Source organism: Pseudomonas sp. XK-1, assembly GCF_038069885.1.
Lineage (GTDB): Bacteria > Pseudomonadota > Gammaproteobacteria > Pseudomonadales > Pseudomonadaceae > Aquipseudomonas.
On sequence record NZ_JBBPES010000010.1, the window covers coordinates 1 to 20,566 of the forward strand.

The window sequence follows — 20,566 nt, forward strand, 5'->3', positions numbered from 1 at the left end:
CAGCCTCATCTTGCGTCAAGCTGTTTTTCGAAGTTCTTTCCGAAGAAGTTCTTTCTACTCAACTACTTGCATCCCCGACCAACATCCAGCTTCTCGTTAGCGGGAGGCGAATTCTACAGCGTTTCAAACCGCTGTCAACCACCTCTTCAACCGCTACCGATCTACCTGATCGAAGCCACCAACAGGATCAAACCACCACCCTGTCAGCCCGGCGCATTCTACACAGCTTTCGCTGCTTTGCAACCTCTCTTTTAAAGCTAACTTATTGTTTTAAAATAAGTTTTCCGAGAGACCTGCGCCGGAAGAGGTGCGCATTATAGGGGCAAGCTGAGCCAGGTCAAGACTTATTAACACCTGCTCATGCAGACGGAAAGCATCACCGCGCCGGGAGACTGCACCCAGCGCAACCAACCTCTATAGACAAGGCAATGAGCGAGGTAAATTGCACACATAAAAACCCGGTCGCTTCCGAACCAGGCTTTCTCATTGACTTAATATGGTCGGGACGGAGTGATTCGAACACTCGCCGCCTAGCACCCCATCTATGCATGTCGCTCATAGAGCATTGATTTAAAACTGCTAAACAATGGCGCTCGCTGCAATCGACGCCCAACGATGTGGGACTACTTTCAACGATTTCCCGCAAAAGTCCCTGTACCCAGTCAGTAGGTCGCCACGGATGCCACACTGCTGGCCCCTGGACAAAAGCAATAAGGAACTGCGTTGCTACCAACAGGGCACTGGGAAACACGATTTCCCTCTCGATCAGATCTACCGCTGCGGAGGTAATAGGCAGGAGATCTTCTGTCAGCCTCTCAGAGCCCCTTGCGCTCGAACCAGCGGAACAGTAGCAGGACCGAGATACCAAATAGCGCAACCAACAGCCAGGTCGAGATTCCCAGGGTCTGCGGCAGGCCGATCTTGCCGTAATCCTTCCAGGCCAGCAGGGTGGTCTGCAGCCTGGGATAGGCCTCCGCATACAGCGCCGCGCCCAGCAGCATGCCGAGGATGGCGAACAGCGCGTGCCAGCGCCCCTCCCCCAGCGCGCCGACCGAAGTGCCGGGGCAGTAACCCATCAGTGCCCAGCCGATACCGAACAGCGCGCCGCCGATCAACACGGCACCGAGGTTCATCGACTTATGGCTGAGGGTCACAACGCCGAACTCCGCCAGCAGGTTGATCCCGACCATGCCGACGACGATGGCCGACAGCATGAACTTGAAGATGGTCATGTCCTTAAGCAGCAGCGCGCCTAGCTGCTTCTCGAAACGCAGCACGCGCCCCTTCTGCAGCAGGAAGCCAAACAGGATACCGGTGACCAGACCCAGCCAGTGTTCGATAGTCATCTTCATCTCCTGCCATAGACCAGGCCGGCGACCAGTACGCCGATGCTGAAGAACAGCGCCAGGGCGACGAAGGCGCTGACCGAAAGCTGCATCATGCCGCTCAGGCCATGGCCGCTTGGGCAGCCATCTGCCAGCCGGGCACCGAACATCGCAACTACCCCACCGAGTATCGCGGCGGCGGCACGACGACCGACAGAAGGGCCAAAGCGCTCTCGCCAGATGGGCGGAACCGCCTCAAGCTTGAAGCTCTTGTCGCTCAGCGAGCCGATCAACGCGCCGAGAAAGATGCCGCCAACCAGCATGAACTGCCAGTCGATACGCACCTTCTCTTTAGTGAAGTAAACATTCGCCGCCACATGCTCCGGGACCAACTGCTGCTCGACCAGGCCGGCGGCGCGCACGAAGGTGGTCGAGGCACCCAGATAATTGCTCTTGCCCAGCCACTCGGTGGTGGCATACACGGAGAGAATGGCCAGCAGGCCGAGCAGCGCTCCTGCCAGGTAAGGACTCCAGCCGCCATCCGCGCTACGCATTTTCATGAGTACCTCCCGATGCTGACCGGCCTGAGGCAGGCCTATGGCATAAAGAATGATCGAGCCAGTAATTACCAGCCTGCACCCGCTCTTGGTGCCGCGACTTGATCTGCATCAAAACTGAGCCCTGGACAACGGCAGAGCCGGCGACGCTGAATTGATCGCGCGAGCCTTTCCGGGAGCTCAGCAACGGGTGCCCAAGTACTCGACTATCGCATCCAGGCTGTCCAGCCGCTGGTAGTCGGCCTCGGGGATGTTCACGCCCAGACGCTTGTGCAGCGCGCCGAGCAGGCGCAGCCAGTCCATCGAGTCCAGGTCCACTTCGTTGCGTAGCGGTCGGTCGCCGCGCAGCAGGTCCGCCTCGACCTCCGGGGCTATACGCTGCAGCTCTTCGAGCACTTGGCGGCGAATCTCTGTTGCGTCCATCGGAACCTCCTCAGAGCGATTCGGGCTTTTGCAATAGTCGGCGAATCGCAGCTAGGAAGCGCGCACCCTGGTGGCCATCGCTGGCCCGATGGTCGGCGGCCAGACTGGCGACCACCACTGGCCGCACGCAGAGTTGGCCATCCTCCACCCAAGGCCGCTCGGCTATGGCACCGAAACCGACCAGCGCCACCTGCGGTGGGTAGATGACGCCAAACACGCTATCCACGCCCTGCTCGCCCAGCTGGGTGACGGTGAGGCCGCCATCGCTCAGCTCCGAACTGCGCAGGGAGCCGCTGCGAGCCCGCTGCACCAGATCTGAAAACTCACTCATCAACCGCGGCAGCGGCTTGTCGTCGACGTCATGCAGCGCTGGGGCAATCAGACCTCCCTGGCGCAACGAGATGGCCACGCCCAGGTGAATGCCCGGTGCGGGCTGCAAGGTGCCGCCCTGCCAGAAGCCGTTGAACTGCGGATATTCACGTAGCGCCAGGGCCACCGCCTTGAGCAGCGCCACTGCGGGTAGCAGGCGCTGCTCCGGGGGCAATTCGGCATTGTGTGCCTGCAACCAGGCCATCAGCTTGCCCACGGCGATGGTCTCGCCCAGGTAGTAATGCGGAATTTCGCGTTTGGAACGGCTCATGGCGGCGGCAATTGCCTGGCGCATCAGGGCATGGCGATCCACCGGGGGGGCGGCTGCGGCAGCCGCCTCGACGTCTTCCAGGCTGACCACACCATGGGGACCGCTGCCGCTCAGGGTGCCGGCATCCAGTCCCAGCTCGGCAGCCCGCTTTCGTGCAGCAGGGGAGATGCGCGGCCGGGTCGCGGCGGCAAGCACTGGCGCGCCTTTCATTACGTCGGGTGCCTGGGGTACAGGTTGCGCCGGGCTAGGTGCTGTGTGTTGCACATTTTCAGGACGCTCGCCGGGCTCCAATAGGCTGACCATGGGCGTGCCTACTGGGATCTTGGTGCCGGGCTCGATCAGCAGCTCGAAGACTTCACCCTCCTGCCAACACTCCACATCCACAGCAGCCTTGGCGGTATCCACCACGGCGATCACCTGGCCGCGCGTAACCCTCTCCCCCGGCTGCACCTTCCACTCCAGCAGGGTGCCCTCCTCCATGTCGGAACCGAGAGACGGCAGTTTGAACTCGATCATCGCCCTACTCCTGCTATCGACAGATTGTCCTCGCCACCGCCACTATCGCCGGCACCTGCGGCAATGCCGCCTCTTCCAGATGTTTGGCGTAGGGGATCGGTAATTCGGCACTGCACACCCTGGCCGGTGGCGCGTCCAGCTCGAAGAAAGCCTGCTCGCTGACGCGCGCGATTATCTCGGCGGCCAGGCTGCCGCTGCGCCAGCCCTCGTCCACCACCAGCAGGCGGCGGGTCTTGCACACCGAGGCGAGCAGCGTCGCGTCGTCCAGCGGCCGCAGCACGCGCAGGTCGATCACCTCGGCATTGATGCCCTCGCCGGCCAGCTGCTCGGCGGCGGCCAAGGCCTTGCCCAGGGTGCCGCCGTAGGCGACCAGGGTCAGGTCGCTGCCCGCGCGGCGCACCCGTGCGCTGCGGATGTCCACCACCACGCCCTCCTCCAGCTCACCGTCCAGGTTGTACAGCTGGGCGTGCTCGAAGATCAGCACCGGATCGGGGTCTTGCAGCGCTGGCCAGAGCATGCCACGGGCATCTTCCAGGGTCGCCGGGGCGAGAATTTTCAGCCCGGGGATGTGCGCGTACCAGCCTTCCAGGCTGTGCGAATGTTGCGCCGCCAGCTGACGTCCGGCACCAGTGGCCATGCGCAGCACCAGAGGCACGGAGAACTGGCCGCCGGACATGTGCCGCAGGGTTGCCGCGGTATTGATCAGCGGGTCGAGGGCGAGCAGGCTGAAGTTCACCGTCATCACCTCGACGATCGGCCGCATGCCGCCCAACGCCGCACCGATGCCGGCACCGACGAAGCCCAGTTCTGACAGCGGCGTATCGCGGATACGCTCAGGCCCGAACGCCTCCAGCAGGCCTTTGGACACCGCGTAGGTCCCGCCGTAGCGACCGACATCCTCGCCCATCAGAAACACCCGAGGGTCGCGCTGCAGGGCCTCGCGCAGGGCTTCGCGCAGCGCCTCGCGGTAGGTCGTACGCGTACTCATGACGCGTCCTCCGGGGTATGAACATCGCGCAGCAGGTCGTCGACCGGCTCCAGGCTGCCAGCCTCGGCGAAGGCCACTGCCGCCTCCACCTCTGCGTCCACATCGGCGGCCAGCGCCAGGAAGCCAGCCTCGTCCAGCAGCCCCAGGGCCTTTAGCCGGGCGCTGTAGTTGTGAATCGGCCCGCGCTCCTTCCACTTGGCCACCTCGGCCTTGTCGCGGTACAGCTCAGGGTCGAACATCGAATGGGCGCGGAAGCGGTAGGTTTTGAATTCGAGGAAGAAGGGCCCCCCTCCGCCACGTACCTGCTGCACCGCCGCCGCCGTGGCCTGCTGCACCGCCACCACGTCCATGCCGTCCACCGCCTGGGCTGGCACCTTGTAGGAGGCCGCCTTGGCGCACAGGTCGGTCTGCGACTCGGAGCGTTCCAGGGCCGTACCCATGGCATACAGGTTGTTCTCGCAACAGAACAGCACCGGCAAGCGCCACAACGCCGCCAGGTTGAGCGCCTCATGGAAGGCCCCCTCGGCCATCGCACCCTCGCCAAAGAAACAGGCGGCGATACGTGAGCCGCCCTGCATGCGTTCAGCCAGGGCCAGACCTACCGCCAACGGCAAACCGCCGGCGACGATGGCATTGCCGCCGAAGAAGCGGGTGGCGGCGTCGAACAGGTGCATGGAGCCGCCGCGCCCGCGCGAGCACCCCTCCTGCTTGCCGTACATCTCCGCCATGATCGCCTGCATGGAGACGCCCTGGATCAGCGCGTGGCCATGCTCGCGGTAGGTGGCTACCACTGCATCGTCCGGTGCCAGGGCATGCAGGGCCCCCACCGCAACCGCCTCCTCACCGATATACAGATGCAGGAAGCCACGGATCTTGCCTTCGCCATACAACTCGGCGGCGCGCTCCTCCAGGCGGCGGATGCGCACCATATCGTGCAGCAGGCGCAGGGCCAACTCGCGCGGAAAAGGCAGTGGCGCGCTCATGTCGGGTTCTCCAGGGTCGAGGTATCGCCCTCCGGCAGGCCCAGCTCGCGCGCCTTGAGCAGGCGGCGCATCAGCTTGCCGCTACGGGTGTGCGGCAGATCCGCCATAAAAGTCAGGGATTTGGGTGCCACTGCCGCCCCCAGGCGCTTGCGCCCATGACCGAGCAGTTCGTCGTGCAACGCCGCACTGGGTTCGACGCCACTCTTCAGGGTGATGAAGGCCTTGACCGTTTCGCCGAGCAACTCGTCGGGCATGCCGATCACCGCCGCCTCGGCCACTGCCGGGTGCTCCATCAGCACGCTTTCCACCTCGAACGGGCCGATCAGGTGGCCGGCGGACTTGATTACGTCGTCGCTGCGGCCGACGAACCAGTAATAACCATCGGCATCGCGGCGGGCCAGGTCGCCACTCAGGTACCAGTCGCCGACAAAGCAGCGCCGATAGCGCTCCTCCTGGCCGAGGTAACCACGAAACAGAGCCGGCCAGGGCTGCTTGAGGGCCAGTTCGCCGACCGCCTCGTCGTCCAACAGAACCAGCCCACCCTGCTCGTCACGAGACACGATGGCCGCCTCGACGCCCGGCAGTGGCTTGCCCATAGAGCCGGGCTTGATCGGCATGGCCAGGGTGTTGGCGAGCATGATGCCGCCGGTCTCGGTCTGCCACCAGTTATCGTGGATCGGCAGTCCGAGCACGTCCTGGCCCCACCACACAGCCTCCGGGTTGAGCGGCTCGCCGACGCTGGCGATAAAGCGCAGCTGAGGGAAGCGGTGACGATGCGCCAGCTCCGCGCCGGCCTTAATCAGCATGCGGATGGCCGTGGGCGCGGTATACCAGACGCTGACCCGCTGCCTCTCGAGGATGCTATACCACCGCTCGGCATCGAACTCGCCGTTGTCGACCACGCTGGTGACGCCAAGCAACAGCGGCGCGAGGATGCCATAGGAAGTGCCGGTGACCCAGCCAGGATCGGCGCTGCACCAATAGATGTCGTCCGGATGCAGGTCGAGGGCGTACTTGCCGGTGACCAGGTGGGTCAGCGCCGCGCCGTGTACATGCAGCGCGCCTTTCGGCGTACCGGTGGTGCCACTGGTGAAGTGCAGCAACGAAGGCGTGTCGGCTGTGGTCGGGGCGATGGCGAAGTTTTCCTCTGCCTCGGCCAGCAGCTGCGGCATGTTCAGGGTGCCCTGCGGGGGCACGATCGCTTCACCATTCTCCTCGTACAGCAGCACATGCCTGAGATGTGGCAAACGCTCGCGGATGCCCGCCACCTTGCGTCGGTACAGGGCCTCGCTGGTCAGCAGCACGCTGCCCTCGCCGATGCGTAGCCGGGTCTCGATCGGCTCCGGGCCGAAAGCGGAGAACAGCGGCGAGACCACGCAGCCGTACTTGAGCGCGCCGAGTACCCCGAGGTACAGCTCCAGGCCGCGTCCGCAGAGGACAAACAGGCGATCCCCGGGTTGCACACCGAGGCCCTTGAGCACGTTGGCGAAACGGTTGCTCAGGCTGCTCAAGCGGGCGTAGCTGATGTCGCAGCGGCCGCCGTTGCGATCGAGAATGCGCAGGGCGACATGTTGCCTACGGGGTCCCTGGGCGTGCCGGTCGACCGCCTCGAAGCCCAGGTTCAGCCCGCCGCCGGGCAAGCCACTCAGTTCACCAGCCTGCTCCTGCCAGGAGAAAGCGGCACGGGCCTCGGCGCTGTCGTCCCAGTTGGGCGTGACCGGCTGTTCGGCGGGTTTACGGATGATCGCTGGACGCATGGGGAACCCTCGGCGGCGATAGGTCAGCAGAAATTGTGGTCCTGTAGCCCGGGCCGTGCGGAGTATCGGCTCTGCAGCTGCAGGAAGCGGTCGTAGCGGTAGGTAGGCCCGTCCTGACAGACGTAGCTGGGGCCGAGATAGCAGTGCCCACACAGGCCGTCCGCGCAGTGCATCCGCCGTTCCAGCGAGAGCCACACCTTGTCGCGGCTCAAGCCGCGCTTCAGGCACGCCTCGGCAGTCGCCAGCATCAAGGGTTCCGGCCCGCAGCAGAGCACTGCATCGGGCGGCGTCGCGGCGAAGAATTCGCCGAAATGCTGCAACGGCGATCCCTGGCGCATTCCCACTGGTGCTTCATCCAGGGTTTCGATCATGGGCAGCCGCTGCTGCCACTCAGCACGCTCGCGGCGCAGCACCTGGGCATCGGCATTGCGTGCACCATAAATCAGGCTCAACCGCTGCGGCAGGTAATGACTGATGGCTTCGTCAATCACCCCGGCCAACGGGGCCAGGCCGCAACCGCCAGCCACCACGAGTACCCGCTTAGCGCTGAAAAACAGCGGCCAGCCTTTGCCGAACGGGCCGCGGTAACCCAGCACGGCACCCACGGGCTGTGCGAACAGGGCCTCGGTCAGCGTACCCATACGGCGAATCAGGGCGGTGAACCGGCCACTGCGATCCGGCAGGCTGACATAGGTGAAAGGTGCCTCGCCCACGCCAGGCACACTCAGCATAAAGAATTGCCCGGGAATCACGGCCAGGTCGGCGGCCAGCGGCAGATCGATGCGCAAGCTGAAGTGGCGGGCATCCTCGCCATCGGCATAGTGATCGAGCAACAGTAGCCTGCGCGGGGTCGAGTCATTCATCGCAAACTCACCTTGTGCATCACGCCGTGCACGCCGATACCACCGGGGCAGACTCGATCGCAACGGCCGCAGCCAACGCAACCGTAGCGTTCGAAGCGCTCCTTGAAAGCGTCGCCGAACTTGTGCGTCCAGAAGCGCTGCACCCGCTGCCCCGGACCGGCGCTTGGGTTGTGACCGCTGGCCTCGCGCTGAAAGCCTTCGTACAGGCAGGAGTCCCAGACCCGCTCGCGCTGCACGCCATCCTGACCGCTCGGCCGATCCAATGGCGCGAAACAGGAGCAGGTCGGGCAGACCGAAGTGCACCCCGAACACCCCAGGCAACGCAGCCCTAATGCGTCCCAAACGGTATCAGCGATGCTGTCGTTGTTGAGTGCCACTATCCCGGCAGACACCTCTTGCTGTTCGCCCTGCTCGGCCGCCACGCAGTGGCTGTTGGCGACTCGCTCGGCCTGCCAGTCACACTCGGCCGGCGGCAGCCTGAGTCCATGCAAGGCGTTGCGACCGGCCTCGGAGGCGACCAGCAGCAACCAGTCGCTGGCCTCGTCGCCACGCGGCAGGAGAATCAGGTCGGCGCTATCGGCATGCACCGCCGGTCCACTATCGAGCAGGCTGCAGAAACCACCCTGGCAGCTTTGCAGGCAGTCGACCCCGACCAGCAGAGTGGCCCGCCGCCGCGCCTGGTAATGCGGGTCGGCGGCGAAAAAGCGATCCTGGTAGGCGACCGCGACCAGGTCGCAGGCATGCACGCCGAACAACACCTGTGGGGTCACCTCCGGCATCGCCGAGTAGAATCGGCCGCCGTCGAAACGGAACAGCAACTCGCGCTCGGCGAAGAAGAAGCTCTTGGCGGAAAACGGCGGTGGCTCGACCGCGTGTTCAAACGCGCCTAGATCTTTAGCGCTGACATGTTGCCAGTGTGTGCCGCCCTGCCCGTCAGCACGTACTTCGTAGAGCGCGCGATCGAGTGCCAGATGGGCGCGCAACCGCTCGGGACGGTCCAGGCTAAACGCTTGCATCATCGCTCACCTCCAGGACACCGGCCTGCATCCGTGGCGTGCGGCCCAGCGGCAGCGGCTCTACCGCCACCGCACAGGCTTTCAATTCCGGCATCTTGCTGACCGGATCCTGGGCATCGTTGGTCAGCCTGTTGCAGGGCGCTTCACGGAAGTGATAGGGCATGCCCAGAGTCCCGGGAGGCACGTCATCGGTCAGGTGCACGCGGGTTTCCAGGTAACCGCGGCGTGAGCGCACCGCCACCGCCTGTTGATCGCGCAGGCCCAGGGTTGCCCCATCGTCCGGGTGCATGAACAGCAGCGCGGCCGGGGTCTCGCGTTCAAGCAGCGGCGACTTGCGGGTCATCGAACCGCCGCCGTAGTGGAAATGCAGACGGTGGGTGGTGAAAGCGAATGGGTAGTCGGCGTCCGGGCATTCGTCGGGCTCGACCTGACTCACCGGCAGCAGCCGCCCGCGACCGATGGGAAAACCCTGGCCATGCAGCAGCGGCGAACCGTGCGGGTGCTCGACATCGCACGGCCATTGCAGGCCGTGCTGGCGGTCCAGCGCCGCGTAGGTCATGCCGGAATAGATCGGCGTCAACCCAGCCATCTCGTCGAACACCGCTTCGGCATCGCTCCAGGCCATACCCGGGTAGCCCAGGCGCGCGGCCAGCTCGCCGAGGATCTGCCAGTCGCAGCGCGCCATAGCGGGTGGCGCGATGGCCTGGCGCACACGCTGCACCCGACGTTCGCAGTTGGTGAAGGTGCCGTGCTTCTCGGCGAAGGACGCCGCCGGCAGTACCACGTCAGCGAACTTGGCCGTCTCGGTCAGGGTCAACTCCACCACCACCAGGAAGTCCAGCGCCGTCAGGGCGCGGGCCACATGGCCCTGGTCCGGGTCGGTAAGCACCGGCTCCTCCCCCATGATCATCAGGGCGCGCAACTCGCCGGCCAGCGCCGCCTTGGTCATGCCCAGGGAAGTCAAGCCGGGATGCACCGGCTGCGGCCGTCCCCAGGCCGCAGCGAACTTGGCCCGGACCTCCGCGTCGGCGGCATCCTGATAGCCGGGATAGACATTCGGCAGGCAACCCATGTCGCAGGCACCCTGAACATTGTTCTGCCCGCGTAGCGGGTTGATGCCGGTGCCCGGACGGCCAACCTGACCGCAGGCCAGGGCCAGGTTGGACACTGCGATCACGTTGTTGGTCCCACTCTGGAACTGGGTGATGCCCATGCCATAGGCGGTAAAGGCGCTCTTGGCATGGCTGAACAGGTAGGCCACCTGTTCCAGTTCGGCCACGGATATGCCGGTCTGGGTACTGGTCTGCTCCACACTCAGCCCGGCCAGGTGCTGACGCAGTGGCTGGATGTCCTCACAGCGGGCCGCGAGGAAGGCGCGGTTCTCCCAGCCGTTGGCCAGGATGATCTGCAGCAGGCCGTTGAGCAGGGCGATATTGCTGCCCAGGCGCAGTTGCAGGTGGATATCGGCCAGGCGCGCCAGGCGGGTCTTGCGCGGATCGACGACGATCAGCGTGGCACCGCGGGCCTGGGCGCGCAGGATGCGTGCGCCGATCATCGCGTGGTTCTCGGTGACGTCGGCACCGATCACCAGTATCAACTCGGCCTCGTCGATGTCGGCGATACTGTTGGTCATCGCCCCGGAGCCCAGGGTGCGCGCCAGGCCGGCCACCGACGGGCTGTGACAGATGCGCGCGCAGTGGTCGATGTTGTGGGTGCCGAGCACCGCACGGGCGAATTTCTGCGCGGCGTAGTTATCCTCGTTGCTGGCGCGGGCGCAACTGATCACCCCCACGCTTTGCGGCCCCACCTCGTCCAGCGCCGTGCGAAACGCCTCGGCGACCAGTTCCAGCGCTTCGTCCCAGCTCGCTCGACGAAAGCGTCCGTGCTCCTTGATCAACGGGTCGGTCAGGCGATTGGCCGAGTCGATGGCGAAGCTGCTGGACCAGCCCTTGGAACACAATTGCCCCTGACTGACCGGGTGCCCCAGCTGCGGTTCGACGCCAATAACCCGGCCGTTCTCCACCCGCAGACCGATGCCGCAGCCGACCCCGCAGAATGTGCAGATGCTCGGAATTACGCGCATTGCCAACTCCTGACTCTATCCGTTGGTTCAGGCTAGGCCGCGCGCCGGATGCCACATTTGATAAAGATCAAAAAATGCCGATGAGGCTCCTGGTCACTGTTTGATCAAGATCAAAGTAGCCCACCAGCGACGGCGCAAAATTAAACCTGTCCACTATCGGACACACTGATTGGAGGGATGAATAATGGTTAGCACCGCAAAGAAGATGCCGGTAACCCGTGACGAGCCGGCCGACAAGAGTGCTGCTGCCCTGGAACCCTGGCATCGGTTCGACAGCCTGCGGCAACAAGTGGATCATCTGTTTGAGGAATTCACCCGCAACCCACTGCATCTGCCATTCGGACGCCGGGTTTTCGACGTCGAGCCGTTCTGGCGGCGTGAGCTGAGCCTGCGCGGCGTCCCGGCGGTGGATATCGCCGAAAAGGAAAAGAGCTTCGAGATCACCGCCGAGCTGCCTGGCCTGGACGAGAAGGATATCGAGATCAAACTGTCGAACGGCAATCTGGTGATCAAGGGCGAGAAGCGCGAAAACATCGAAGAGAAGAAGAAGGACTACTACCTGTCCGAACGTCACTATGGTTCCTTCGAACGGATCTTCCGCCTACCCAAGGGCATAGATGCCGAGAAGATCGATGCCAGCTTCGCCAAGGGCGTACTGACGGTATCCATGCCAAAGAGCCCCGAGGCGATCAAGCCGGAGAAAGTCATCCCGGTCAAAACAAGCTGAGCGGCAGTCCAATGCATTGGCCCCTGCCATTGACGGCCAGGGGCCTTCCTTTGTGACGCGACCGGCAGGGGATCGCCCAGACAACCCCATGAGTTGAAGAGCCGCTTGCCGCGGGTTGTACGATAATGATTCGGCAGTCCGTGCGAGCAACCGGTTCCCCGTGGCTGACCCACGGGCCTTGGCCATCGCAGGACACCGGCCACGCGTAGAGGCAGGTGCATGAATAGTCCGGACACCTTCTCCCATTCATATCCGGCGGTCTGGAACGAAGGCGAACTGTGTCAGTTGGTCGCCCGGGTACAACAGGACCTCCATCCGGAAGAGGCCGCGGGGGCTATGGACGTCGCCCTGACCAGCTCGCTCGACCGTGATCTTGGCTTTGACAGCCTGAGCCGCATGGAGCTGCTGCTGCGCATCGAAGCAGCCACCGGCCTGGGCCTGCCGGAAGACACCCTGGAAACCGCCGAGACCGTGGCCGACCTCTGGCAGGCATTGCAACGGGCGCGCGTACGCCCATCGCGCGAATACCCGGCGCTACGCCGGCGAAGCGCAGAAGAGGTAACGCCTTCGCCTCCGGGCAGCAGGTGGCCGAGCCTGGCCAGTACCCTGCTCGAAGTGCTCGACGAGCATGTCGCGGCCCACCCGGACCAGGTACAGATTGTCTGCCTGGCCGAGCAGAACGAAACTCCGCTCAGCTACCGCCTGCTGCATGAATCCTCGGTCGCGCTGGCGACCGGCCTACAACGCTGCGGTCTGCAGCAGGGGCAGACGGTAGCCATCATGCTGCCGACCTCGCCCGAGTACTTCTTCACCTATCTAGGCATATTGCGTGCCGGTGGCATTCCGGTACCGATCTACCCGCCGGCGAGACCGTCCCAACTTGAGGACCATGTACGCCGGCACACCGGCATTCTGGCTAACGCGGGGGCCAGCTTGCTGGTCAGTGTGCCAGAGGCGATACAGGTGTCCCGCCTGCTGCAAGCCCGGGTGCCTGGTCTGCGGACGATCCGCACCCCCGCGCAGCTGCTCGCTGCTGGCCAGGGGCAGGAGTTTTCTGCCGTGGCGGTCAGGGCAGAAGACGTCGCCTTTATCCAGTACACCTCGGGCAGCACGGGGCAGCCCAAGGGCGTCGCCCTCACCCATGCCAACCTACTGGCCAACATCCGGGCCATGGCCACCAGCATTGAGGCCTCGAGCGACGATGTGTTCGTCAGTTGGCTGCCGCTGTACCACGACATGGGGCTTATCGGTGCCTGGCTAGGTAGTTTCACCCTGGGTTTCCGGCTGGTGGTCATGTCGCCACTGGCCTTTCTGGGTAGGCCCAGGCGCTGGCTGGAGGCCATCTCGCAATACGGCGGCACGCTGTCGGCCGGCCCCAACTTCGCCTACGAGCTGTGCCTGAACCGGATCGACGACGCCGCGCTGGTCGGGCTGGACCTCAGCCGCTGGCGCCTCGCCTTCAACGGGGCCGAAGCCGTGAGCGCGGACACGGTGACGCGCTTTACCCAGCGTTTCGCCACTTGCGGCCTGCGCCCCACGGCCATGACGCCAGTGTACGGGCTGGCCGAGGCTTCGGTTGGCCTGCTGTTCCCCCCGCTCGGACGTGGCCCGCGTATCGATCACATCGAACGAGATGCCTTTGAGCAGAAGGGCCACGCGGTGCCCAGCACGCAGAGCACAGCGCTGCGTTTCGTGGCCTGTGGGCGAGCGCTGCCCGGCCATGAGATTCGCATCGTCGACGACGCTGGCAACGCACGCCCCGAGCGCGTCGAGGGAAAGCTGGAGTTTCGCGGGCCTTCGGCCACCAGCGGCTACTGGCACGCACCCGAACTGACGGCACGGCTGTTCGGCGACAGTCAGGGCGAGTGGCTGGACACGGGTGACCGGGCCTATCTCGCCGAGGGCGATGTCTTCGTCACCGGACGGGTCAAGGACATCGTGATCCGCGGCGGCCGCAACCTGTATCCGCAGGAAATAGAGGACGCGGTGGGTCAGGTCCCGGGGGTACGCAGAGGCTGCGTTGCGGTGTTCGGCATGCACGATCCGCGCAGCGGTACCGAGCGCCTGGTGGTGCTGGCCGAAGCCAGACCAGGGCAAGGCCAGGACACCCGCGCCCTGCGCGAAACAGTGGCGCGCGCCGTGGTAACGGCCATTGGCGAGCCCGCGGACGAAATCCTTCTAGTACCTCCACATACGGTACTCAAGACCTCCAGCGGCAAGGTGCGGCGTTCGGCCTGCCGTGCCCTGGTAGAACAGGGGGGGCTTAACCGGGCGAATACCAGCGTGCGAGCGCAGTGGTTGCGGCTGACTGCAGGTGCCATGCTGCTGCGCCTGCGTCACGGCCTGAGCCTGCTGGCAGACGCGTTGTTTGGACTCCGTGCCCAGTGCCTGTTCTGGCTGCTGGCCCCCGGTGTCTGGCTTATCACCCTGCTGCTGCCGAGTCAGCCTCTGGCCTGGCGTTTCTGCCACAAAGCCGCCCGCCTGTTGTTGCGCCTGGCGGGCCTGCGACTGAAAGTGCAGGGACTGGCTCGGCTAGCGGGCGATACCCGCTACGTGCTGGTCAGCAACCACGCCAGCTATCTGGATGGCCTGGTGCTGATCGCGGCTATGGAACGGCCGCTGAGCTTCGTAGCCAAGCGTGAACTGCAACGCCAGTGGCTCGCCGGGCCGTTTCTAAGACGCCTGGGCGTAGCCTTTGTCGAGCGCTTCGACCCAAGGCGAAGTGTCGCCGACGCCCAGCAAATGACCGCGCAGGTACAGGCCGGGCGGCCCCTGCTGCTGTTCCCCGAAGGCACCTTTGTCGAGGCCCCTGGCCTGCTGCCCTTTCACCTCGGCGGCTTTCTCGCCGCGGCCAATGCCGGGGTGCCGGTGCTGCCGGTAAGCCTGGCAGGTACCCGGCAGCTGCTCGCGGACAATCACTGGTGGCCACGCCGGGCGCTGGTGACCGTGCGGATCGGCGAACCGCTGGAGGTGAATCCACAGCTGGAACCTTTCGCCGCCGCAGTGCAACTGCGTGATCGTGCGCGCAGGGCCATCGCACTGGCCCTCGCCACTACCGAAGCCTGACGGACATCCGCGCCGGCATGTGCCGACATTCTTATAGCCGCAGCCCTTAAACACGCATAGCCGGAATACCGCCAACGAAGTGCATTCTGGCTAACCCCCGCCAGCTTGCTCAGCCGGGGCCTGGCCGCGGGCCTTGCGGTTGGCCGCTGCCGCTGCAGCGATGCCGCGCGGCACATTCACCGCGCCCAACAGCACCAGACCGGCGACGAAGAACAGGCCCGTGGCCCCGATAGCCAGGCGGTGGTTGCCAGCGCTCAGCCAGGTGACCAGACCATAGGTCATGGGCCCGAGAATGGCTGACAGGCGCACCGCGAACATCCACAGAGCGAAAAATTCGGCACGCTGTTGCTCGGGTGCCAGCAAGCCAGCCAAGGCTCTGCCGGCCGACTGACTGCTGCCCATGCACAGGCCGGCGATCACGGCAGCCACCCAGAACAGAAAGGGATCGGTGGCCAGCGCGACCAGTACGGTCATGACAATCCAGCCCACCAAGGTAATGCCCAGAGCCGGTCTGTGACCGATACGATCCTGCACATAGCCCCAGGCAAATGCGCCCAGCGCCGCGGCGATGTTGACCAGGAGGATCAGCATCATGGTTTCGGTTTGCTGGAATGCCAGCACCTGCTCGGCATACACAGCCGCCAGTGCGATAACCACCGAAATACCGGCCTGGTAGGCCACCAGACAGACCAGCAAGGCGCTGAAATCGCGAAACAGGCGCGCCTCGTGCCAGGTACGCTTCAGCCTGGCCAGCGAAGCCTGCAGGCCGGTTTCTTCCGCCTGCTGTATCTGCGGCTGGGCGCGCTCCTTGAGCAGGGCAAAGGTGACCAGGGCCGAGATGGCAAAGATGGCGGCGGTGATCAACATGGTCACCGGCACGAAATGCGTGGCGGGCAACCCCTGGCCCTGGGCCCAGGTCACATACCACAGGCACAGCCCCAGGGTGAGCATGCCGCCCAGGTAGCCGAAGCTCCAGCCCCAGCCGGACACGCTGCCCATACGCTCCTCGCGTGCGAGTTCGGGCAGGAAAGCGGCGATCAGCGACTCGCCGTAGGTGTAGAACACATTGGAAAACACGACAGCCACCAGAGCCCAGGCGACATCCCCCGTTCCCGCACCTGCCAGCGCGGCTGTGCCCACTACGCACCCCAGGGTCGATAGCACCAGCAGGCGCTTCTTGGCGGCGCGCAGGTCGGCGTAGGCCCCAATGGCGGGCATGCTGCACATCGCGATCAGGCTGGAGAGCGCCAGCGCGCTGGTCCAGGCCAGGGTAGCCCATGCCTCGGCAGCGGCCACTCCCGCCACAAAATAGGCCCCGAAAACCGCAGTCAGCACCACAGTCGTATAACCCGAGTTGGCGAAGTCATACATCGCCCAACCGAACACTTCGCGTTTGCGCACATCGGGGTTGAGTGCGCTCTGGGGAAACAGGTTTATGGCCATGTGATCCACAATCTGCCGAGGGAACAGCACAAGAAGCGGCCTGCAACGTGTTGCCTGTCGGCCTTAGACTGCGCTCGCTATAACTCTAGCCCCCTAACCAGCACATGGCCTCAAACTCTGTTGTTCTGCATCAATCCGCTGCGTGAGGGTTCGCTGCACTATCCTGCTCAAGCACCCTTTCCTTGCGGGGGATTCTCAGCATGGCCGAGCAAAACCTGTTCCACGACGCCTACCAACCTTGCCAGATTGCCCAGCGCGTTCGGGATATGGGCGTGGCCAAAGCGCGGGCCAAGCCCCTGACCCTGTTCGTGCTGGCACTGCTTGCCGGTGCATTTATTTCCCTTGGCGCGCTTTTGTTCACGGTGATCGTCACTGAGAGCAGCCTCGGCTTCGGCGTCACCCGCCTGCTCGGCGGGCTGGGCTTCTGTCTCGGCCTGGTGCTGGTGGTGGTCGGCGGTGCCGAGTTGTTTACCGGCAACAATCTGCTGGCGATGGCCTGGGCCAGCCGCCTGATCAGCACGCGCGAGGTATTGCACAACTGGTGCCTGGTCTACCTGGGCAATGTGCTCGGTTGCCTGGGTACCGTAGTGCTGGTGCTCGGGGCCAACACCGCCGGCATGGGCGACGGTGCCGTGGGCATTAGTGCGCAGCAGATTGCTCAGGCAAAAGCCGAGTTGTCCTGGCTCGAAGCCTTTGCCCGTGGGGTGCTGAGCAACACCCTGGTATGCCTGGCAGTTTGGCTGGCGATGGGGGGACACAGCGTTTTCGATAAGATCATCGCCATTCTGTTTCCCATCAGCGCTTTCGTGACCGTCGGCTTCGAACACTCCATCGCCAACTGGTTCTTCCTGCCTTACGGCCTGGCGCTGGGCGAGCAGGGCTCGATAGCTTTATCCGGTGTAGCCGGCAACCTGCTCGCAGTTACCCTTGGGAATATCGTCGGCGGCACGCTCTTGGTTGCAGGCGTTTACTGGCTCGCTTACCTGCGTGGTGAACCTGATAGCTCGGCACACTGACTGGATGCCGGTCGTTGTGTACCAACCTCGCCCGACGCCGCGCCATCCAGCTTTTTCTCAGGCCACCCTGAATGGGGCAACCGCCGTGCCCCGCCGACCTGAGTGATGAGTTCCGATAACCCCTGTGTGCTCTGACTAGCCGGGGAATGGAGGCGGTTCGGGGCTTTCCTTTGCCGCGACCTCGGTCATGGTCGCCTCGGTCAGGAGCAGCACGCTGGCCACCGAGACGGCATTTTCCAGAGCCACGCGCACCACCTTGGTAGGGTCGATGATGCCGGCCGCGTACATATCCACGTAGCGGTTGGCCGCGGCATCGAAGCCGACACTGCTCTGCTCGGCGAGCATCCGCGCGACCACCACGCCAGCATCCACCGCCGAGTTTTCGGCGATGATTCGCGCCGGTGCCTCCAAGGCACGGCGTAGTATCTGCAGGCCGGTCTTCTCGTCTCCCTCGCACTTAGCCTCTGCGGCAACTAACGTCGGCACGCAGCGTAGCAGTGCCAGACCGCCACCCGGCACTATGCCCTCGGCAACGGCAGCCTTTGTCGCTGCGATGGCATCATCAAGGGCATCCTTGCGGGTCTTCATTTCCGCCTCGGTGGGGGCACCGACGCGAATTACCGCAACACCACCAGCGAGCTTGGCCAATCGTTCCTGCAGCTTCTCGCGGTCATAATCGCTGCTGGCCTTGCCGATCTGTTGACGAATCTGCTGCACTCTCGCCTCAATCGCCTGGCGACTGCCGGCACCGCCGATCAGAGTGGTACTGTCCCTGTCCACCACCACCCTGCGAGCCCGGCCGAGCTGGTTGAGTTTGACCTGCTCCAGGCGAATATCTAGCTCGCTGGAGATCACCACGCCATCAGTCAGTACGGCAATATCCTGGAGCATCTCTTTGCGTCTATCGCCGAAGCCCGGTGCCTTAACCGCCACCGCATGCAGTACCCCGCGAATCTGGTTAACGATCAGGGTAGTAAGCACCTCACCTTCGATGTCTTCGGCAATGATAGCCAGTGGCTTGCCGCTCTTGGCGACCTGTTCCAGAAGCGGAATCAGATCCTTGAGCAGCGCGAGCTTTTGATCGCTGAGCAGCAGGTAGGCATCCTCTAGCTCCACTTGCATCTTGTCGGTATCGGTGACGAAATACGGTGAGACGTACCCGCGATCGAAGCGCATGCCCTCGACTACATCCACTAGGGTCTCGGTGGTCTTCGACTCTTCGACGCTGATCACCCCTTCACTGCCGACTTTCTCCAAAGCGTCAGCCACCAACTCGCCGATGACCTCGTCATTGTGCGCGGAGATAGTCGCCACCTGGGCCTTCTCCTTGCGCGTGGATACGGCCCTGGATTGCCCCTGCAGTCCCTCGATGGCCAACCGCAGGCCGAGATCAAGACCGCGCTTGAGGTCGATGGCGCTGGCCCCGGCGACCACGTTGCGCACGCCATCGGCAAAGATCGCATGGGCCAGTACAGTCGAGGTGCTGGTACCATCGCCCACCGCGTCGCCGGTGCGCACTGCGGCCTGGCGCAGCATCTGCGCCCCCAGACTCTCCTCGGGGTCTTCCAGATTGACCTGCTTGGCGATGGTCACGCCGTCATTGCACACCTGTGGGGGGCCCCATTTGGTCTGGATCAGCACAGATTTTGACTTCGGCCCGAGAGTGACCCGGATCGCCTCCGCCAGTTGCGTAGCGCCGCGCAGCACTTTTTCGCGAGCGCTGCCGCCGAACAGGATTTTGCTGTGCGCCATGACCTAGCCCTCTCACTTGCTCGCCTTATGGGCATAAGCTTTGATCCTGGATTGGCGAGACGTTTTGATCCACATCAAGCAGCCTGCTCAGCGCGGTGCCTGGTAGCCGCCCGGCACACCGCCCTTGGCCAATACGATCTGCCACAACTGGTTCCTGCGGGCACGGAAAGAGCCGGCACAAGTCAGCAGGTAGTATCGCCACATGCGGTAGAAACGCTGATCGTAGTAAGCCGCCAGTTCACCCCAGTGACGCTCGAAATTGGCATGCCAGGCCATTAGGGTGCGGTCGTAGTCGGCACCGAAGTTGTGCCAATCCTCCATAACCCAGCCGGGCTCAATGGCCTGGCCGATCTGCGCGATGCTGGGCAGATTACCGTTGGGAAATATGTGGCGGTCGATCCATGCATCGCCGTGTATCCCGCTGCGATTGGCACCGATGGTATGCAGCAGGAACAGACCGTCTGCCGTCAGGCAGCGCTGCACCACCTGCATGTACGTACGGTGGTTCTTCCAGCCGACATGCTCGAACATACCCAGCGAAACGATATGCTCGAAGCTCTCCCTGAGGTCGCGGTAGTCCTGCAGGCGTATCTCCACCGGCAGCCCCCGGCAGCGTTGCCTGGCCAACTCCGCCTGCTCCCGGGAAATGGTGATGCCAACCACCCTGGCACCGTAGCGTCGCGCGGCGAACTCAGCGAAGCTGCCCCAGCCACAACCGATATCCAGAAGGCGCTGCCCTTCACGCAGGCCGAGCTTGCGGCACACCAGGTCGAGCTTATGCTCCTGGGCCTCTTCCAGATCGGCGGCTAAGCGCCAGTAGCCGCAGGTGTAGGTCATGCGCGAGTCGAGCATACACTCGTACAGCCGATTGCCGATGTCGTAGTGCTGCTCGCCAACGATGCTGGCCCGTGCCTTCGACTGCAGGTTAGCCAGCAAGCCGCGCAATGCCAGGCCCGCATCGTGCCAAGTGAACGCGATACGCTCCGTCAGATCTGCCTGCAGAGCCCGGCAGGTAAACTGATCGAGTTGCTCGCAGTCCCACCAGCCATCCATATAGGCTTCGCCCAGGCCCAGGGTGCCCTGGGCCAGGATACGTGCATAGAGTTGTTCGTTAGACACCTGCATGTCCCACGGCTGACTGCCGTTCAGGCCGATGCCAGCCTGCCGCAACAGCCACTCGACCTTGTCCCTGGCCTGACGTTGTTCCTCGCCCGGTAACCGTTCGTAATGGCGCAGTGGAAGCTTGCTCTGAAGCATCGCCGTCCCCTTCATTCGTGCCAGGCTGCGTCGCGAGTTCGCGCCGGCCATCTGCCGCTGTACTCAGCCCTGCATCGAAGCAGCAGACAGGCCGATGGGGCTGTCGAATGACGCAACTCCTTCACCTGCCCGGCCATGGCCTGCCATCGTCCGA

The 20,566-nt window shown here is 64.1% G+C and carries 16 protein-coding genes; 3 read left to right on the plus strand and 13 right to left on the minus strand.

What is annotated here, in order from left to right:
• Positions 1–815 precede the first annotated feature (815 nt).
• The 10 genes from WMW70_RS21125 to fdhF all read right to left on the minus strand — a co-directional run bounded on the left by WMW70_RS21125 (position 816) and on the right by fdhF (position 11,151).
• Positions 816–1,346: a YeeE/YedE thiosulfate transporter family protein gene (locus tag WMW70_RS21125; RefSeq protein ID WP_341439438.1), complete on the minus strand. Its 531-nt coding sequence runs from the start codon at positions 1,344–1,346 to the stop codon at positions 816–818.
• Positions 1,347–1,348: 2 nt separating this feature from the next.
• Positions 1,349–1,918 carry a YeeE/YedE thiosulfate transporter family protein gene (locus WMW70_RS21130; protein WP_341439590.1) on the minus strand — a complete coding sequence of 190 codons (570 nt, stop codon included), beginning with the start codon at positions 1,916–1,918 and terminating at the stop codon, positions 1,349–1,351.
• A gap of 144 nt (positions 1,919–2,062) precedes the next feature.
• Positions 2,063–2,305, minus strand: coding sequence for an acyl carrier protein (locus WMW70_RS21135; protein WP_341439439.1), 243 nt, complete (start codon positions 2,303–2,305; stop codon positions 2,063–2,065).
• A gap of 10 nt (positions 2,306–2,315) precedes the next feature.
• Entirely contained in the window at positions 2,316–3,461 is a 1,146-nt protein-coding gene (locus tag WMW70_RS21140; RefSeq protein ID WP_341439440.1) for a dihydrolipoamide acetyltransferase family protein, read from the minus strand.
• 13 nt (positions 3,462–3,474) lie between these two features.
• Entirely contained in the window at positions 3,475–4,449 is a 975-nt protein-coding gene (locus WMW70_RS21145) for an alpha-ketoacid dehydrogenase subunit beta (RefSeq protein WP_341439442.1), read from the minus strand.
• Positions 4,446–5,432, minus strand: coding sequence for a pyruvate dehydrogenase (acetyl-transferring) E1 component subunit alpha (pdhA, locus tag WMW70_RS21150; protein ID WP_341439443.1), 987 nt, complete (start codon positions 5,430–5,432; stop codon positions 4,446–4,448). The genes WMW70_RS21145 and pdhA overlap by 4 nt, the downstream gene beginning before the upstream one ends.
• Complete coding sequence (gene acsA / locus WMW70_RS21155; protein WP_341439444.1) at positions 5,429–7,189, minus strand: acetate--CoA ligase; 1,761 nt, start codon at positions 7,187–7,189, stop codon at positions 5,429–5,431. The genes pdhA and acsA overlap by 4 nt, the downstream gene beginning before the upstream one ends.
• Positions 7,190–7,212: 23 nt before the next feature.
• Positions 7,213–8,052 (minus strand): FAD/NAD(P)-binding protein, encoded by an 840-nt coding sequence (locus WMW70_RS21160; RefSeq protein ID WP_341439445.1) that lies wholly within the window; start codon positions 8,050–8,052, stop codon positions 7,213–7,215.
• Positions 8,049–9,071: a 4Fe-4S dicluster domain-containing protein gene (locus tag WMW70_RS21165; protein WP_341439446.1), complete on the minus strand. Its 1,023-nt coding sequence runs from the start codon at positions 9,069–9,071 to the stop codon at positions 8,049–8,051. The genes WMW70_RS21160 and WMW70_RS21165 overlap by 4 nt, the downstream gene beginning before the upstream one ends.
• Complete coding sequence (gene fdhF, locus WMW70_RS21170; protein WP_341439447.1) at positions 9,055–11,151, minus strand: formate dehydrogenase subunit alpha; 2,097 nt, start codon at positions 11,149–11,151, stop codon at positions 9,055–9,057. Before fdhF ends, WMW70_RS21165 begins: the two co-directional genes overlap by 17 nt.
• A 184-nt stretch (positions 11,152–11,335) precedes the next feature.
• Here fdhF and WMW70_RS21175 point away from each other — a divergent pair, with 184 nt between their 5' ends.
• Both WMW70_RS21175 and WMW70_RS21180 read left to right on the plus strand, forming a co-directional pair.
• Entirely contained in the window at positions 11,336–11,878 is a 543-nt protein-coding gene (locus WMW70_RS21175; protein WP_341439448.1) for an Hsp20/alpha crystallin family protein, read from the plus strand.
• 219 nt (positions 11,879–12,097) lie between these two features.
• Entirely contained in the window at positions 12,098–14,944 is a 2,847-nt protein-coding gene (locus WMW70_RS21180) for an AMP-binding protein (protein WP_341439449.1), read from the plus strand.
• Between the two features lie 90 nt (positions 14,945–15,034).
• On the opposite strand, the gene WMW70_RS21185 is transcribed toward WMW70_RS21180, so the two are convergent.
• Positions 15,035–16,387 (minus strand): MFS transporter, encoded by a 1,353-nt coding sequence (locus WMW70_RS21185; RefSeq protein ID WP_341439450.1) that lies wholly within the window; start codon positions 16,385–16,387, stop codon positions 15,035–15,037.
• Positions 16,388–16,587: 200 nt separating this feature from the next.
• Between WMW70_RS21185 and WMW70_RS21190 the strand changes: the two genes are divergently transcribed.
• Positions 16,588–17,403 (plus strand): formate/nitrite transporter family protein, encoded by an 816-nt coding sequence (locus WMW70_RS21190; protein WP_341439451.1) that lies wholly within the window; start codon positions 16,588–16,590, stop codon positions 17,401–17,403.
• A gap of 135 nt (positions 17,404–17,538) precedes the next feature.
• Here the strand turns inward: WMW70_RS21190 and groL are convergent, their stop codons facing one another.
• The gene (groL, locus tag WMW70_RS21195; protein WP_341439452.1) at positions 17,539–19,155 is read right to left on the minus strand and encodes a chaperonin GroEL; all 1,617 of its coding nucleotides are present in this window, start codon (positions 19,153–19,155) and stop codon (positions 17,539–17,541) included.
• 87 nt (positions 19,156–19,242) lie between these two features.
• Entirely contained in the window at positions 19,243–20,412 is a 1,170-nt protein-coding gene (cfa, locus tag WMW70_RS21200; RefSeq protein ID WP_341439453.1) for a cyclopropane fatty acyl phospholipid synthase, read from the minus strand.
• Positions 20,413–20,566 lie beyond the last annotated feature (154 nt).

What these genes read in the sequence shown, in the direction of transcription:
- WMW70_RS21145 (WP_341439442.1), bottom strand. Translation starts at nt 4,449, where the DNA reads ATGAGTACGCGTACGACCTACCGCGAGGCGCTGCGCGAAGCCCTGCGC.
- WMW70_RS21140 (WP_341439440.1), bottom strand. Translation starts at nt 3,461, where the DNA reads ATGATCGAGTTCAAACTGCCGTCTCTCGGTTCCGACATGGAGGAGGGC.
- WMW70_RS21135 (WP_341439439.1), bottom strand. Translation starts at nt 2,305, where the DNA reads ATGGACGCAACAGAGATTCGCCGCCAAGTGCTCGAAGAGCTGCAGCGT.
- WMW70_RS21125 (WP_341439438.1), bottom strand. Translation starts at nt 1,346, where the DNA reads ATGACTATCGAACACTGGCTGGGTCTGGTCACCGGTATCCTGTTTGGC.
- WMW70_RS21185 (WP_341439450.1), bottom strand. Translation starts at nt 16,387, where the DNA reads ATGGCCATAAACCTGTTTCCCCAGAGCGCACTCAACCCCGATGTGCGC.
- WMW70_RS21175 (WP_341439448.1), top strand. Translation starts at nt 11,336, where the DNA reads ATGGTTAGCACCGCAAAGAAGATGCCGGTAACCCGTGACGAGCCGGCC.
- fdhF (WP_341439447.1), bottom strand. Translation starts at nt 11,151, where the DNA reads ATGCGCGTAATTCCGAGCATCTGCACATTCTGCGGGGTCGGCTGCGGC.
- WMW70_RS21180 (WP_341439449.1), top strand. Translation starts at nt 12,098, where the DNA reads ATGAATAGTCCGGACACCTTCTCCCATTCATATCCGGCGGTCTGGAAC.
- WMW70_RS21190 (WP_341439451.1), top strand. Translation starts at nt 16,588, where the DNA reads ATGGCCGAGCAAAACCTGTTCCACGACGCCTACCAACCTTGCCAGATT.
- WMW70_RS21160 (WP_341439445.1), bottom strand. Translation starts at nt 8,052, where the DNA reads ATGAATGACTCGACCCCGCGCAGGCTACTGTTGCTCGATCACTATGCC.
- groL (WP_341439452.1), bottom strand. Translation starts at nt 19,155, where the DNA reads ATGGCGCACAGCAAAATCCTGTTCGGCGGCAGCGCTCGCGAAAAAGTG.
- cfa (WP_341439453.1), bottom strand. Translation starts at nt 20,412, where the DNA reads ATGCTTCAGAGCAAGCTTCCACTGCGCCATTACGAACGGTTACCGGGC.
- WMW70_RS21165 (WP_341439446.1), bottom strand. Translation starts at nt 9,071, where the DNA reads ATGATGCAAGCGTTTAGCCTGGACCGTCCCGAGCGGTTGCGCGCCCAT.
- acsA (WP_341439444.1), bottom strand. Translation starts at nt 7,189, where the DNA reads ATGCGTCCAGCGATCATCCGTAAACCCGCCGAACAGCCGGTCACGCCC.
- pdhA (WP_341439443.1), bottom strand. Translation starts at nt 5,432, where the DNA reads ATGAGCGCGCCACTGCCTTTTCCGCGCGAGTTGGCCCTGCGCCTGCTG.